The organism is Luteolibacter sp. LG18 (assembly GCF_036322585.1).
GTDB lineage: Bacteria > Verrucomicrobiota > Verrucomicrobiia > Verrucomicrobiales > Akkermansiaceae > Luteolibacter.
This window is the reverse complement of sequence record NZ_AP024600.1, coordinates 422,177-437,582: the sequence shown is the minus strand read 5'-3', so window position 1 is coordinate 437,582 and position 15,406 is coordinate 422,177. Positions and strand designations below refer to the sequence as shown.

The 15,406-nt window shown below is 64.9% G+C and carries 14 protein-coding genes; 8 read left to right on the top strand and 6 right to left on the bottom strand.

Features of this window, described 5'->3' with window-relative positions; translation table 11 throughout:
* Positions 1 to 56: 56 nt before the first annotated feature.
* Both llg_RS01745 and llg_RS01740 read right to left on the bottom strand, forming a co-directional pair.
* On the bottom strand, positions 57 to 2,387 hold the full coding sequence (locus tag llg_RS01745) for a DPP IV N-terminal domain-containing protein (RefSeq protein WP_338287799.1): 2,331 nt from the start codon (positions 2,385 to 2,387) through the stop codon (positions 57 to 59).
* Positions 2,384 to 3,979: an aldehyde dehydrogenase (NADP(+)) gene (locus tag llg_RS01740; protein WP_338287798.1), complete on the bottom strand. Its 1,596-nt coding sequence runs from the start codon at positions 3,977 to 3,979 to the stop codon at positions 2,384 to 2,386. The genes llg_RS01745 and llg_RS01740 overlap by 4 nt, the downstream gene beginning before the upstream one ends.
* Positions 3,980 to 4,085: 106 nt before the next feature.
* Here llg_RS01740 and llg_RS01735 point away from each other — a divergent pair, with 106 nt between their 5' ends.
* The 7 genes from llg_RS01735 to lipA all read left to right on the top strand — a co-directional run bounded on the left by llg_RS01735 (position 4,086) and on the right by lipA (position 10,511).
* On the top strand, positions 4,086 to 5,024 hold the full coding sequence (locus llg_RS01735; protein WP_338287797.1) for a dihydrodipicolinate synthase family protein: 939 nt from the start codon (positions 4,086 to 4,088) through the stop codon (positions 5,022 to 5,024).
* Positions 5,025 to 5,038: 14 nt separating this feature from the next.
* Entirely contained in the window at positions 5,039 to 5,905 is an 867-nt protein-coding gene (locus llg_RS01730; protein WP_338287796.1) for a hypothetical protein, read from the top strand.
* A gap of 13 nt (positions 5,906 to 5,918) precedes the next feature.
* Positions 5,919 to 6,845, top strand: a complete 927-nt coding sequence (locus tag llg_RS01725) for a proline racemase family protein (RefSeq protein ID WP_338287795.1) — start codon at positions 5,919 to 5,921, stop codon at positions 6,843 to 6,845.
* A 16-nt stretch (positions 6,846 to 6,861) separates the two neighbouring features.
* Positions 6,862 to 8,112 (top strand): FAD-dependent oxidoreductase, encoded by a 1,251-nt coding sequence (locus llg_RS01720; protein ID WP_338287794.1) that lies wholly within the window; start codon positions 6,862 to 6,864, stop codon positions 8,110 to 8,112.
* A 300-nt stretch (positions 8,113 to 8,412) separates the two neighbouring features.
* Positions 8,413 to 8,940 (top strand): helix-hairpin-helix domain-containing protein, encoded by a 528-nt coding sequence (locus tag llg_RS01715; RefSeq protein WP_338287793.1) that lies wholly within the window; start codon positions 8,413 to 8,415, stop codon positions 8,938 to 8,940.
* Between the two features lie 120 nt (positions 8,941 to 9,060).
* Positions 9,061 to 9,291 carry a DUF433 domain-containing protein gene (locus llg_RS01710; RefSeq protein ID WP_345789188.1) on the top strand — a complete coding sequence of 77 codons (231 nt, stop codon included), beginning with the start codon at positions 9,061 to 9,063 and terminating at the stop codon, positions 9,289 to 9,291.
* Between the two features lie 233 nt (positions 9,292 to 9,524).
* A complete protein-coding gene (gene lipA / locus llg_RS01705) occupies positions 9,525 to 10,511 on the top strand; it encodes a lipoyl synthase (protein WP_345789187.1) in 987 nt (328 codons plus the stop codon).
* Positions 10,512 to 10,572: 61 nt separating this feature from the next.
* Here the strand turns inward: lipA and radC are convergent, their stop codons facing one another.
* Entirely contained in the window at positions 10,573 to 11,271 is a 699-nt protein-coding gene (gene radC, locus llg_RS01700) for a DNA repair protein RadC (RefSeq protein ID WP_338287791.1), read from the bottom strand.
* 55 nt (positions 11,272 to 11,326) lie between these two features.
* On the opposite strand from radC, the gene llg_RS01695 reads away from it, so the two are divergent.
* On the top strand, positions 11,327 to 11,722 hold the full coding sequence (locus tag llg_RS01695; protein WP_338287790.1) for a DCC1-like thiol-disulfide oxidoreductase family protein: 396 nt from the start codon (positions 11,327 to 11,329) through the stop codon (positions 11,720 to 11,722).
* A 34-nt stretch (positions 11,723 to 11,756) separates the two neighbouring features.
* On the opposite strand, the gene llg_RS01690 is transcribed toward llg_RS01695, so the two are convergent.
* Genes llg_RS01690 through llg_RS01680 form a run of 3 tightly spaced genes read right to left on the bottom strand, consistent with a single transcriptional unit; the run spans position 11,757 to position 15,311 of the window.
* Positions 11,757 to 12,737, bottom strand: a complete 981-nt coding sequence (locus tag llg_RS01690; RefSeq protein ID WP_338287789.1) for an ABC transporter permease — start codon at positions 12,735 to 12,737, stop codon at positions 11,757 to 11,759.
* Positions 12,738 to 12,771: 34 nt separating this feature from the next.
* Positions 12,772 to 13,698 carry an ABC transporter permease gene (locus tag llg_RS01685; protein ID WP_338287788.1) on the bottom strand — a complete coding sequence of 309 codons (927 nt, stop codon included), beginning with the start codon at positions 13,696 to 13,698 and terminating at the stop codon, positions 12,772 to 12,774.
* Positions 13,699 to 13,709: 11 nt separating this feature from the next.
* On the bottom strand, positions 13,710 to 15,311 hold the full coding sequence (locus llg_RS01680; protein WP_338287787.1) for a peptide ABC transporter substrate-binding protein: 1,602 nt from the start codon (positions 15,309 to 15,311) through the stop codon (positions 13,710 to 13,712).
* Positions 15,312 to 15,406: the final 95 nt, after the last annotated feature.

Sequence of the window (15,406 nt, the reverse complement as noted above, 5' to 3'; positions counted from 1 at the left end):
ACGAATAAAAACCCGCTGACCCCGATTCTGTAGCGGAAAAATTCAAAAAACGCCCGTCACAGCCGCCGGGGTTCGACTCCCAGCAGGTTGCGGACGAAGAAATCGGCCCGGCGGCGGCTGCCATACGAGGTCTCCGCGGCCCCGTGGTCGGCCCCGGTCACGATCAGCAGCTCGAAGTCCTTGTCCGCCTTTTGCAGGGCGTTGGCGACCTGGAGGGTGGAGGAGGGGTCGACGTTGTGGTCCAGCTCGCCGACGACCAGCATCAGCTTGCCCTGGAGTTTCGCGGCGTCGGTGACGTTGGAGTTGCGGGTGTAGCTCTCGTCCACCGGCCAGCCCATCCACGCTTCGTTCCACCAGATCTTGTCCATCCGGTTGTCGTGGCAGCCGCAGTCGGAGACGCAGGCCTTGTAGAAATCGCCGTGGTGGAGCATCGCCGAGAGCGAGTTCTGGCCCCCGGCGCTGCCGCCGTAGATGCCGACGCGGGAGAGGTCCATCCACGGGCGGGTGGTGGCCGCCGCCTTGATCCACGCGATGTGGTCCGGCAGCCCGGCGTCGGCGAGGTTCTTCCACGCGACGTCGTGGAACGCCTTGCTCCGCCAGTTGGTGCCCATGCCATCGATCTGCACCACGATGAAGCCGAGCTCGGCCAGGTCGTTCATGCGGGTCCAGGCGTAGTAGGACTTCGGAACGAAGAAATCATGCGGGCCGCTGTAGATGTTCTCGAGCACCGGATACTTCTTCGCCGGGTCGAAATTGGACGGCTTGATGAGCACACCGTAAATCTCGGTCTTGCCATCGCGCCCCTTCGACACGAGCGGCTCGGGACGGCTCCAGCCGGTCTTCAACAGGGCGGAGTCGTCGGCGCGGGCGAGCTCGCACACCAGCTTGCCGGTCTCCGCGTTCCGGAGTTCGGTCACCGCCGGCTGGTCCACGCGCGACCAGGTGTCGACGATGTATTTCTGGTCCGGCGAGAACGTGATGCGGTGGTCGCCGTTCGATTCGGTGAGGCGGACCAGACCGGTGCCGTCGAAGTTCACCCGCGCGAAGTGGGTGTAGTAGGGATCCTGTCCCGGCACGGTGCCGAGGGCCTTGAAGAGGATCGTGCGCTTGGAAACGTCGACATCCACCACGTCGCGGACGTTCCAATTGCCCTTCGTGATCTGGGTCTTGATGGAGCCGGTGGCGGCATCGATCAGGTAGAGGTGGTTCCAGCCGTCGCGCTCGGACATCCACAGGATCTCCTTCGTTTCCGGCAGGTGCCGGATGAAGAACTTCTGCGAGTAGTCGATGAAGGTGTCGGTCTTGTCCTCGTGGATCACGCGCACCTGGCCATCGCTGGCGCGCACGCCGAGGATGCGCATGAGCTGGTGGCCGCGCTGGTTGTAGACGAACAGGAACTCGCTGGAGTCGGCGGACCAAGTGAGGTCGCTGATCGCCCACGGATTCGGAAACAGCGCGTGATCGACCCGGATCTCTCGCTTGGTGGCCGCGTCATACAGCCGCGGAAACGGCTGGCGGATCGGATCGCCCGGCTTCACATAGTCGACCTTCTCGACCCTCGGCTGGAGCTGGTCCTTCGGCGAGGATTGCACCAGGGTGACCTGACGCACCGTGACCTCCTTCGCGCTGGAGATGACGAAGTGGCTGGAATCCGGCGACCACTGAGGGTCGTTGTCGAAACGCTCGCCTCCGGGCAACTCGGTGACCGTGCTGGCGGTGCCATCCGGCAGCGGGCGGATCACCAGCGCGGTGCCGCGCTGGACGTAGGTCTCGGTCTTGCCGTCCGGGGACACCCGGCCGCTGGTCGAGCGGCGTTCCGGTCTGCGCGATGGCGCGGCTTCGGTCGGCTTGCCGGTGATGTGCGCCACGCTGGTGTATTCCGGCGTGCGGACCATGGCGAAGGGTTTGCCATCGCGGTCGGTGATGCTCCAGACGTGTCCGGCGTAGGTCGATTGGGTCGCGCTCTTGCCGGGATCGATGGTGCCGTAGGGCTTGCTGTCGCCGCGGGAGTCGATCCAGTTGATGCCGATCGTGTCCTGGGTTTCGTTGCGGATCTCAAGCGACTGCGGTTCGCCGCCGTCACGCGAGCGCGCACGACCGAAGGGTATCACCTGCGCGTCCTTGGAAACGGACTTCGCCTGGTCGATCTCCTGCTTGGTGGCCTCGCGGGTCTTGCCGGTCGCGAGGTCGACCGCCAGCACCTTGTCACGGGTGCGGGCGAACGCGGTGCCGGTTTCGGTCCAGGTGACCTGCGGGGTGCCGTTGTTGACCAGCGATCGGGCCTTGCCGCCCAATTCCCTGGCGCGGTCGTAGTCGGCCTTGGTGCCCTGCGCGTGCAGGCCGGTGATCAACGCGGAGAACAGGAAGAGGGCGGCGGGGGCTTTCATTGGATGGAATCGCGGGTGTGGATGCCGTTGACGAGGCGGTCGATCTGCAGCGGGTTGCTGTCGCGCAGCGCGGCAGGCAGCAGGCTCTGCGGCGCTCCTTGGTAGGAAACGGGGCGCACGAACCGTTCGAGCGCCGCAGTGCCCACCGAGGTGAAACGCGCGTCGCTCGAGGCCGGCCACGGGCCGCCATGCTGCATCGAGGTGTTCACCTCCACGCCGGTCGGCACACCGTTGATGATCACGCGGCCGGCGAGTTCCGAGAGCTTCGAAACGAGTGCCGCCGAGGCGGAGAGTTCGGCGTCATCACCGAACACGGAGGCAGTGAGCTGGCCGCCGAGGGTGTCGAGGACGCTGCCCACTTCGTCCGCGGACTTCGCCACCACCAGCGTCGAGAACGGACCGAAGACCTCGTGCGCGAGTTCCGGGTGGGCGAGGAATTTCTCCGCCGTGGTCTCGACCATCAGCGCGCGTCCCTGGGTCGCGGTGGCATCGGCTTCGGCGGAGCCCTGGCCGATGATCGCCAGCGCCGGGTGATCCGCGAGTTTGCTACTGGATTTGCCGTAGGTGTCCGCGATGCCCGCGTGGAGCATGGTGGTCGGCGGCACGGCGGCGAAGGCGGAGGAGAGCGCGGTGCGGAAGGCGTCGAGCCCGTCGCCCTCGGTGGCGACGATGATGCCCGGCTTGGTGCAGAACTGTCCGGCACCCGCGGTGGCGGAGGTGGCCAGCAGCGCGGCGGTTTCCGCGGGGCGGTTCTTCACGGTGCTTGGCAGCAGCACGATCGGATTGAGGCTGCCCATTTCCGCGAACACCGGGATCGGATCCGGGCGGGAGGCCGCGGCATCGAAGAGCGCGCGGCCCGCGGCGAGCGAACCGGTGAAGCCGATCGCCTTGGTGGCCGGGTGTTTCGCCAGCCATGGGCCGACGGTGCGGCCATTGCCATGGACCAGTGAGAACACGCCCGCGGGCAGGCCGGTCTTTTCCGCGGCCGCGGCAATCACGCCGCCGACCAATTCGGACGTGCCGGGATGGGCTTCATGCGCTTTCACGACGACTGGATTGCCGGTGACGAGCGCGGAGGCGGTGTCGCCACCGGCCACGGAGAAGGCGAGGGGGAAATTGCTCGCGCCGAAGACCACCACCGGGCCGATCGGCTGCATCGCGCGGCGCAGGTCCGGCTTCGGAATCGGCTGGCGGTCCGGCAGGGCGGTTTCGATGCGGGCGTCATACCACGAGTTCTCGCGGGCGATCTTCGCGAACATCCGGAGCTGGTTCACGGTGCGGCCGCGCTCGCCTTCGAGGCGCGGGACCGGCAGGCCGCTTTCGAGACCGGCGCGGTCGATCAGCGTGGCACCGAGTTCCATGATCCCATCGGCGATTGCTTCGAGAAACAGGGCGCGGGTTTCGCCATCGGTATCGCGGAAGGCCGGGAAGGCGGCCTTCGCGGCGGCGAGCGCTTCGTCGACTTCGGCCTCGGTGGCGGTGGCGAAGTTTCCTTCCAGCGTGGTGCTGTCGAGCGGCGAGACCGCTTGGAAAAGGGGCGTGCCCTGCGCGCTGCGGCGGCCGGCGATGAGCGAGTGTCCGTGAAATGACATGCGATATTCCTAAACGCTGCACGGCGGGATGGCTTGTCTCATTTTCCAGCCCGCGCATGGGATTTCAGACAATACCGGTTGAAGGTCCTGCGCTAGGGTGGCTGGCATGGCAACATCCGCCCGTTCCCGTAAAGCTCCCGGCCCCTGGACAGGGGTCTTCCCGGCCATCACCACCCAGATGCACAAGGATGGTTCGCTCGATATCGAGGGAACCGCCCGCCACGCTGAAGTCCTGATCAAGTCCGGCATCAGCGGCCTCGTGTTCCTCGGGTCCCTCGGTGAGAACCAGGCCATGACCGCGGATGAAAAGCGCCTCGTGATGGCGGAGATGGTGAAGGCGGTGAACGGCCGCATCCCGGTGGTCGCCGGTGTCGCCGAAACCTCCACCGCCGAAGCCGTCCGTTTCGCCAAGGATTGCGAGAAGGCTGGCACCGATGGCTTCATGCTGATGCCGGCGATGAACTACAAGACGCCGGATCCGGACGAGACCCTGCTGCACTTCCGTACCGTCGCGAAGTCCACCGGTCTGCCGATCATGATCTACAACAACCCGATCAGCTACGGGAACGACATCACGCCGGAGATGTTCGCGAAGCTGGCGGACGTGAAGAACTTCGTCGCCCTCAAGGAGAGCTCGGGCAACACCCGCCGCATCACCGACCTCCACAACACCATCGGTGGCCGCTACGCGATCTTCACCGGCGTCGACGACCTCGCGCTGGAAAGCGCCGTGCTCGGCATCGATGGCTGGGTGGCCGGCACCGGCATCGCCTTCCCGGAACAGAACCAGTATCTCTGGGAACTCATGCAGGCGGGCGAGTGGCAGAAGGCGGTCGAGATCTACCGCTGGTTCACCCCGCTGCTGCACCTCGATGTGCACGTGAAGTTCGTGCAGTACATCAAGCTGTGCGTCCAGGAGTGCGGTCTCGGCACCGAGTGGGTCCGCGCCCCACGCACCATCCTCAAGGGGGCCGAGCGCAAGGCCGTGCTGAAGGTGATCCACGACGGCATCGCCAACGCGCCGAAGGTCCCGAAGCGAAAGTAACCCTTTTTATTGCGATGAGAATCCCGACGTTCCTGCTGGCCACCGCCACGTTTGCTTTCGCCGTTCCGGAGGATGTGACCGCGGTCGATCCGGCCATGCGGGAGCGTCTGGGACTCGCGCCGTTTTACCAGCGCCAGATCCTGGTGGATGGCTTCCCCATCGTGAGTTCGCCGAAGGTGGCGGACGACGCGCTGCGCGAGGCCGCCTGGATCATCCGCCACGTGCTCGATGGCAGGAAGGACATCCTCCAGGCGATGACGAAGGCAAAGGTCCATCTCACGGTGATGGCCGCCACCGAGTTCACCACCGATGTGCCGGAGCACGCGGACCTCAAGCCGAAGGAATACTGGGATCGCCGCGCCCGCGGTCTGGGGGCTTCCATTGAAAATCCCTGCGTGAGCTGCGCGGAGGAGAATCTGCTCGAGTTCAAGGGCGATCCGTATTCGACCGAGAACATCATGATCCATGAGTTCGCCCATGCGATCCACGACACCGGCCTGAAGTCGGTGGATCCGACCTTCGACAAACGGCTCAAGGCGGCCTACGACTCCGCCGTCGCCGCCGGGCTGTGGAAGGGCAAATACGCCGGTAGCAATTACCACGAGTATTGGGCCGAGGCGACCCAGAGCTGGTTCGACGACAACCGCGAGAACGACAACGAGCACAACCACGTCAACACGCGCGTCGAGCTGAAGGAATTCGATCCGAAGGTGGCCGCGCTCTGCGCCGAGGTCTATGGCGACAAGCCATGGCGTTACCTGCGACCGTCCAAGCGCGCTCCCGAGGACCGCGCCCATTTGAAAGGCGTGCCGGAAGGACACGTCCGGGAGTTCCATTGGCCCGCGAAAGCAGCGGAGCCGAAGGAGCAGCCCAAGAAATGAGATTTCCCTGTTCATGAAATTCGTCCGAGTCATCGACTCCCACACCGGCGGTGAGCCGACCCGCACCGTCATCGAAGGCGGTCCCGATCTGGGCACCGGCCCGCTGGCCGACCGCGTCGTGCGCTTCCGCGAGCAGTACGATGAATTCCGCCGCGCCACCGCCTTGGAACCGCGCGGATCGGACGTGCTGGTGGGGGCGATGCTTGTCGAACCCCACGAGCCGGATTGCGCCGCGGGAGTGATCTTTTTCAACAATGTCGGTTACCTCGGCATGTGCGGCCACGGCACCATCGGCCTTGTCGCGACGCTGGCTTATCTCGGAAAGATCGGCCCGGGTTCGCACCGCATCGACACGCCGGTGGGCGTGGTCACCGCCACGCTGGCCGAGGATGGCACGGTCGCGATCACCAATGTGCCCAGTCGCCGCACCATCAAGGATCTCGCCTTCCAAGTGCCGGGCATCGGCGAGGTCCGCGGTGATCTCGCGTGGAGCGGCAATTGGTTCTATCTCGTCACCTCGCTCCAGGAGGAACTCACGGTTTCCCGCGCCGAAGAACTCACGGCGCTGACATGGCAAATCCGGGTGGCCTCGAACGCGCAAGGCCACCCGGAGATCGATCACATCGAATTGTTCGGCCCCGGGCAAAACGGCGGGCACTCCCGCAATTTCGTCCTCTGCCCGGGCAAGGCTTACGACCGCTCGCCGTGTGGCACCGGCACCAGTGCGAAGCTCGCCTGCCTTGCGGCGGATGGAAAACTCGCCGAGGGCGAGGAGTGGATCCAGGAGAGCGTGGTCGGAAGTTCGTTCACCGGATCATACCAATGGCTGGACCGCGCCAGCGGCGAGATCATCCCGACCATCCGCGGCACCGCTTACATCACCGCGGATGCGCGCCTTTGTTTCGATCCCGCGGACCCGTTCCGCTCGGGCATCGTCTGACCCCTTTCATCGTTACATGTCCAAGCACGTCATCATCATCGGCGGAGGCGTCATCGGCCTCTCCGCGGCGGAAGCCTGTCTCAAGCGCGGCCACCGCGTCACCGTGGTCGACCGCCAGCCACAGCAGCGCAGCGGCTGCTCGTTCGGCAACGCGGGCATGGTCGTGCCGAGCCATTTCATTCCGCTCGCCGCGCCGGGCATGGTCGCGCTTGGGTTCAAGTGGATGTGGAATCCCGAGTCGCCGTTCTACATCAAGCCGCGCCTCGACCTCGATCTGGTGTCGTGGGGCATCAAGTTCATGCAGGCCGCGACCCGCGCCCATGTGGAGGCGGCCTCGCCGGTGCTGCGCGATCTCAATCTCGCGAGCCGCGAGTTGTATCTCCAATACGCCGCCGAGGGCGAGGACTTCGGGCTCGTGACCAAGGGCCTACTGATGCTGTGCAAGACCCAGCACGGCCTCGACGAGGAAGCCGCCGTCGCCGCCAAGGCGAATGCGCTCGGCGTGCCTGCCGAGGTGCTCGATGCCGCGGGCACCGCCAAGGTCGATCCGACGATCACCATGGATGTGGCCGGCTCGGTGTGGTTTCCGAAGGATTGCCACATGTCCCCGGAGAAATTCATCGCCGTCCTCGAGCGCCGCATTCTCGCGGCAGGCGGCACCTTCCGCTGGAGCACCGAGGTGACCGGCTGGAAGAAGGAGGGTGGCAAACTCGTCGCCATCCAGACGCCCGCCGGTGACCTGGAGGCCGATGAATTCGTGCTCTGCGGCGGTGCGTGGTCGGACGACCTCGTCCGCGATCTCGGGCTGAAGATTCCGATGCAGGCGGGCAAGGGTTACAGCCTGACCCACCCGGCTCCGGTCGAGCTTCCCACGGTCTGCTCGGTGCTCACCGAGGCCCGCGTGGCCGTCACCCCGATGGGGGATTCGCTGCGTGTCGGCGGCACCATGGAGATCAGCGGCAAGCAGGAGAAGATCGAGCCGCGCCGTGTGGCTGGGATTCTCAAGGCCCTGCCGGCCTACTTCCCGAAGTTCAAGCCGTCCGATTTCGACGGCATCCAGCCGTGGCAGGGGTTCCGCCCGTGCTCGCCGGACGGCATGCCCTATCTCGGCCGGACCCAGGCGGCGTCCAACCTGACCGTCGCCACCGGCCACTCGATGATGGGCCTGAGCCTCGGTCCGGAGTCCGGCCGCTTGGCCGCCGTGCTGGTGGACCGGGAGCGGCCGGAGCATGACCTGGCGCTGCTTTCGCCGGACCGCTTCGCCTGAGCGGGAATCCGGGAGATCCATTTTGCCGGGATTACAAATTGGTTATCTTGTCCGGGCGGCATGTCCGTTTCCGACGGTTCGGGATGGCTTTCCTCATCTGCATGAGGCCGCCGGGCCCGGTGGACACCGCGTCCGCTCCATTCGTGCCGATGGATTTCAAAGGCCGTTGAATAGAAATCCATCCTCCCGCGTCCCAGATGGCGTGTGGAAACACCTTGAATTTTCCGCACGCCGGGCTTTCATTCTAACAACCGTGGAAGCCTGTTTTTTGGTCCACAGTCAACTAACCACCATATCACCATGAAACGCGTGATTGCCACCATGTCGGTCCTGGGTCTCTCCATGTTCTCCCTCCTGGCGGCCGATCCGGCCCCCAAGGCAGCGGATGCCAAGGACAAGGCCGCCGAGACCTCCAAGAAGGAGAAGAAGGCCGAACCCGCGGCTGACAAGGCCAAGGACAAGAAGGCCGAGGAGAAACCCGGCGAATCCGCCGCGGACAAGGCGCTCCTCGCCCACGCCGCCAAGTCTTCCGCGACCCTCACGGAGCCGCAGAAGGCCAAGCTGCTCGATATCGCCAACTCCGGCGACGACAAGGCGCTCGAAGCCATCCCGGGCGTCGGCGCGGTCAAGGCCGGTGCCATCAAGGCCGCCCGCCCGCTCAAGTCCGTGGACGACCTGATCCTGGTCAAGGGCATCGGTGAGAAGACCTTCGACGGCATCGTCAAGTGGGCCGCCGGTGACTTCAAAGCCGAGGAAAAGCCCGCCAAGGAAGAGAAGAAGCCCGCCGCCAAGCCGGAAGCTCCGAAGACCGGCAAAAAGGCCGCCTGATCGGCTCCAATTCCTGATTTCCCGAAAGGCGGACGCCGGAAGCGGTGTCCGCTTTTTTGCTTCGGCTCCCCTGATAGGGCGCGGGTTGCTCCTGCCCGGGCCTTCAGCTAGGATGGCGTCATGGGCGAAGGCTCTCGAATCACGCACGACCCCCTTGTGATGGGGGGAAAGCCCTGCATCCGCGGAATGCGGGTGACGGTGGGGACCGTGGTGGAACTGGTGGCCTCGGGGCTCCCGTGGGAGGAAATCCTGCGGTTGTATCCCTACTTGGAGTCCGAGGATATCAAGGAGGCGCTCCGCTATGCCGCATGGCGCGTGGAGGAAGTTGAAGTTCCTCTGGCCGTGGCGTGAAGATCGTCTTGGGCATGAATTTGTCCCCTGAGTGGGTTCCTTTTTTGGAATCCCACGGGTTTGAGGCTTGGCTCTGGTCAGGGGGGAAGTCCGCGGGCGAGGGTCCGGATTTTGCCCATTCGACTGGTTTCCGGCGCCTGAACCCGGCCATTTTTTGTTGGATATTTGCGCTTTCCCCGGGGGGGAGGGGGGACTAGGTTCCGCGCGTCGATATGAGTGCCTGCGGTCCCAAAATGAAGATGGATCCGGCGTTGCACCGGGAGAAGAAGCCCTCCTGGATCAAAGTGCGGCTGCCGAACAACCCGGTTTTCTGGTCCACCAAATCCATGGTGCAGGACCTGAAGCTGGTGACCGTCTGCGAGGAGGCCCAGTGCCCGAACCGCTGGGAATGCTGGGGCCAGGGTACCGCGACCTTCATGATCGCGGGCGACAAGTGCACCCGTGCCTGCGGGTTCTGCGCGGTGAAGACCGCCCGCCCGGACGCCCTCGAATCGGATGAACCGGCCCGCGTGGCCGAGGCCACCCGCCGCATGAGCCTGAAGCACGTCGTCATCACCGCGGTGGCGCGTGACGATCTCAAGGACGGCGGCGCGGAACATTTCCAGCGCACCATCGAGACCGTCCGCGAGGTCAATCCCGGCATCGTCATCGAGGTGCTGGTGCCCGATTTCAACGACCGCGACTGGGCCCTCCAGATGGTGATGGATGCCCGCCCGCACATCTTCAACCACAACCTGGAAACCGTCGAGCGGCTCACCCCGCTGGTGCGTTCCCGCGCGAAATACCACCGCTCGCTGGCTGTCCTGAAGAAGGCCAAGTCGATGGTGAACGGCCGCGTGGCCACCAAGAGCGGCATCATGCTCGGCCTCGGCGAGCGCCGCGACGAGATCCTCCAGGCCATGGACGACCTGCTCGCCCATGACGTCACCGTGCTCACGCTCGGCCAGTACCTCCGCCCGACGCCGAAGCACCTGCCGGTGGTCGAATACATCGAGCCCGCCGTGTTCGATGAACTCAAGGTCATCGCGCTGGAAAAGGGCTTCAAGCACGTCGCCAGCGGTCCGCTGGTCCGCAGTTCCTACCACGCCGCCGACTTCCGTCCGGAACTCGACGTCATGGACGCCGTGGACAGCGATGTCCGTGCCGCCCAGGGCCTCGAACTTGGCCCCGAGCATCTCCCGATCCCGGCCGCCAATCCGGATCTGGTGAAGCCGATCTGATAAGTAGCACAAGCATTCCTGCTTGTGAGCGGGGGCGGCGGATTTCCGGTGCCTTCGCGAACTACCGGATCACCCCCGCCTCGCGGAACGAAAACCACGCCTGCCGCACGGGGGAAGGACGGCCAATGATCACATGATCGAGGAAGCGGAGCTGCATCAGCTCCGCGGCTTCCTGGATCCGCCGTGTCATCGTTTCATCCGCCCTGCTGGGCCGCGGATCACCCGAGGGGTGGTTGTGAGCTAGGATGAAGCCATAGGCCCCGTGCGTGAGCACCGGTCGCAGGATGTCCCGCGGGTGCGCGATGGTTTCATTCACCGTGCCCATCGAGATGGAAACCGTGCCGGCGTGGTGCAGCCGCGTGTCCACCAGCAACACCACGAGGTGTTCCTGAGTCTGGTGCCCGAGCTGTGGGCCGAGGAAATCGTAGATCCGGTCGGGGGAATCCAGCGCGGTCTGGTGGACCTGCTCGCGGGCCACCCGCGCGCCCAGCTCGAAGGCGGCAGCGAGCTGCGAGGCTTTGGCCAGGCCGAGCCCCTTTTCCTTCGCCAGCGCGGTGACCGGCATCCGTCCGAGGGCTCCGATCGAACCGTATTTTTGAAGCAGCTCCCGCCCGATCTGGATCGCGCTGCGGCCCTTGGTGCCGGTGCGGATGAAAAGCGCCAGCAGCTCGGCATTGTCGAGCGCCGTCGGGCCGAAATGGGCGAGCTTTTCGCGCGGGCGTTCGGCCGTCGGCAGATCCTGGATGCGGGCGGTTTCCATGTTCATCCAAACATCGGAAGTTGCACCGCCGCCGGAAAGCGGAAAAGTTAGCGGCGTGAGATGGATCGTGTTCTTCGATGGCGACTGCGCCTTCTGCTCCAGCAGCACCCGCTTGCTCGCGCGGCTGGATTGGCATGACCGCGTCCGCCTGTCACCGCTCCAGGGCGAGCTGGCGAAGTCGAAGGGGCTGGCGATGCACGAAGACCCGGCGGACGATACCATGGTGGTGTTCCGCGAGAGCGACGGGCAGGCGTTCTACCACAGCTCCGGTTGGCTGGAGCTGATGCGCGTGCTCGGGTTTCCCTTCAACCTGGCGCTGGTGCTGAAGGTCGTGCCGCGGCCGTGGCTCGATGCCCTCTACCGCTGGATCGCCCGCAACCGCTACCGCTGGTTCGGCAAGGCCGACCATTGCAGCCTCCCGGAGGAAGCGGTGGTGCGGCGCTTGTTGTGAAGGTGGCGGCGCTTGGGTGACGCCGCCACGGGAGTTACTTCGCCGACTTCGGGTCGAGGGCGTCGCGCAGGCCGTCGCCGAGGAAGTTCAGCGAGAACAGCGTCAGCGAGAATAGCACGGACGGGAAGAACAGTGGCCAGGGATTGGAGAACATCACGTTCGCACCTTCCTGAATCAACACGCCCCACGAGCTGTTCGGCGCCTTCACGCCGAGTCCGAGGAACGAGAGCGTGGCCTCGAACAGCATGATGCCCGGGATGGTCAGCGTGGTGTAGACGATGATCGGGCCGAGCGTGTTCGGCAGGATGTGGCGGAAGAGGATCCGCAGGTGGCCGAGGCCCAGAGAGCGGCAGGCTTCCACGAAGTCCAGCTTCGCCACGCTCTGGACCTGCGCCCGGACGATGCGGGAGACGGTCAGCCAGGACAGCGCGCCGATGGCGATGAACAGCGGCACCAGCGAAGCGATCGGCTCCACCCAGGTGCGGACGTGATCGATCTCCGTCATCGTGGCGTGGCTACCGGCGATGAGGCTGACGATGCTTTCGGAGAGCTTGCCGGTCATTGGGGTCAGCACCACGGAAAGCAGGATCACGATCACCAGGAACGGCAGCGCGAACAGGACGTCCACGATGCGCATGAGGACGGCGTCGACCTTGCCACCCGTGTAGCCCGCGGTGGCACCCCACACGATGCCGATGGAGACGGAAACGAAGGTGGTGATGAGGCCGACCAAGATGGAGATGCGTCCTCCGAAAATGGCGCGTGCGAAGATATCGCGGCCGAGTTGATCGGTGCCGAACCAATGGCCGCCCATCGGTGGGAGATTCTTGTTCGCGAGGTTTTGCGCGTTGGGATCCTGGAGAAAGCCTGGGATGAAGGGCAGGATCAGGCAGGTCAGGCCGATGATGACCAGCACGAACAGCCCGGCGACCGCGGCGCGGTTGTGGCTGAGGCGCAGCCAGGCATCGCGCCAGAGCGAGGTGCCTTTGGAGGCGGTGGAAGCGGCGGTGGACATGGAGAGGGAAAGGTGTGCTTCGGGTGTGGGAAGATCAGGACGACTTCCGCAGGCGTGGATTCAGCCACAGGGTGAGGAGATCGGTGACGAAGTTCGCCGCGATCACGAGTGAGCCGAACAGCAGCACCGGAGCCATGATCATCCCGGCGTCGCGCGATTCGATGGCCTTGATGAAATGGCGGCCGAGGCCGGGGATCTGGAACACGGTTTCGATCACCACGGATCCGGAAATGATGCCCGCGAAGGCCGGACCGAGGTAGGCCACGGCCGGGATCAGTCCGCCCCTCAGGCAGTGACGAAAGACAATCTGGAGTCCCGGCACGCCCTTGGCCCGCGCCGTGCGGACGAAGTCCTGCGAGAGTGTGTCCAGCATCCCGGCACGGGTGAGACGCGAGATATACGCGGCATAGGCCAGTCCCAGCGTGATGGCGGGTAGGATCCAGGTGGACGGGTTGACGGTGCTCCATCCCATGGCGGGGAACCAATGGAGGTTGCGGCCAAAATACTCCGCGAGGAGCGGGCCGGTCACGAAGGAGGGCAGGCAGATGCCGATCATGGCCACGGTCATCGAGCCGGTGTCGATCAGGCTGTTCTTCTTCGCCGCGGCGAGACACCCGGCGGGGATGCCAATGGTCACGGCGACGAACATGGCGACGAGGCCGAGTTGAAGTGAAACGGGGAATGCTTGCGCCACCACCTCGGTGACCTCACGGCCTTCCAGACGGGTCGAGACGCCAGGGTTGCCCGTGATGAAGTTCTTCAACATGATCACGTACTGCTCCGGCAGGCTTTTTTTCAGGCCATATTGCTCCTCCATGCGCGCGCGGATGTGCTGGGGGATGGCTTTCTCCGATTGGAACGGTCCGCCCGGCAGCGCCTTCACGAGGAAGAACGTGGCCGTGAACAGGACGAATAGGACCAGGACGGCCTGCAGGAACCGGTTGAGAAGATTCTTGAACATCGGCGTCGAAATCAGGGGGTGTCGATGGAAACGGCCTTCCACGGGTGGTTGTCCAGCAGCAGCGGGTGCCAGCCGCCCACCTCGGGGCGCTGGAGATAGTTCCGCGCCTGCCAGGCGAAGGGGATGATCGGCTGCTCATTCATGAGCAGCAGTTCGGCCTGCTTGAATTTGTCGAGGCGCTGGGCCGGATCGGCCTGGTGGGCGGCGTCGTTGAGCAGGCCCTCGAAGGTCTTGCTGGACCAGCCGGTGTTGTTGTTGCCGTTGCCCTCCGTCCACATCAACAGGAAGGTGCTCGGGTCGAGGTAATCACCCACCCATCCGGCGGCGGCCATGTCGAAGTTGAGCGATTGCTGGGCGCTGATGTAGGAGCCGAAATCCTTCGCTTGGATGTCGATGAGGACGCCGAGGTGCTGTTTCCACATCGCCTGCAGCGCTTCAGCGGTGGTGCGCGCGCCGGAACTGCGGATCAGCAGCGAGTAGCGCGGGAAGCCGCGGCCTTCCGGGAAGCCGGCCTCCGCCAGCAGCTTGCGGGCGCGTTCGGGGTCGAAGCCCACCACGGGATCGGGCTTGTAGTCGCCCATCTGCGGGGTGAGCGAGTCGGCGGGCTGGTAGCCCTTGAGGATCGCGTCGCAGAGCGCCTTCCGGTCCAGGGCTAGGGAAAGGGCCATGCGCACCTTCGGGTTGTCCAGGCCGGGCTTGGTGGTGTTCAGGCGGACGAACTGGCTGCCGACGTAGGGCTCCTGGTGCAACTCCGCCGGGCGCTCGGCCTTCAACTTGTCCACCAGATCCGGCGGTACTTGGTAGCCGGTGTGGATCTGGCCCGCGAGATAGGCGCGGGTTTCGGAATAGAAGTTCTCGATCGGGATGAAACGGATGCCGTTGAGCTTCACGTTCGCCGCGTCCCAGTAGCGTGGGTTGCGGGTCACCTCGAGGCGGTTGTTGAGCTTCCACTCCTTCAGCACGAAGGGACCGTTCGACACCATGTTGCCCGGCTCGGTCCACTTCGTGAAACGGTCCGTCATCTTGCCGAACTGGAGCACCACGTGCTTCGGCACCGGGAACCAACTGTAATGGCGGGTCACGCCCGGCAGATAGGACACCGGCTCGCGCAACGTCAGCTTGAGCGTATAGTCGTCCGGGACCGCCACGCCGACTTCCTTGAAGTCCTTGATCTCGCCCTTGTTGAAGGCCTCGGCGTTCTTGATGAAATACAGCATCTCCGCGTAGGGCGCGGCGAGGTCCGGGTGGAGGTTCCGGTGGTAGGAAAATTCGAAATCGTGTGCCGTGAGCGGGGCTCCATCGGACCACGTCGCACCCGGCCGCAGATGGAAGGTCCACTCGGTGAAGTCCGCGTTGTGTTCCCATGAGGTGGCGGCTCCCGGCGGATAGCCGGTGTCCTTCTCCGGATCGTCCGCGACGAGGCCTTCCAGCACCGCGCGGATCACGTTGTGCTCGATCACCCCGGTCACCAGGTGCGGGTCGAGGGCCTTGGGGTCGTCGCCGTTGCCAACCAGGAGAATTTTTTCGCGATTCGCGCGCTCGACCTGGGTTTCCCGCTGGCAGGATGCGAGCAGCAGGCTGGAGAGGGTGAGAACGGCGATGGGTCGGAACATGTCGGGCGGGAGTCTGCCGGGGTGAGCGCGGGATGGAATAGGATTTTTCGCGAAATCTCCTGAAAATGGAGCGGATCGCGTGCCGCTTTTTGTGA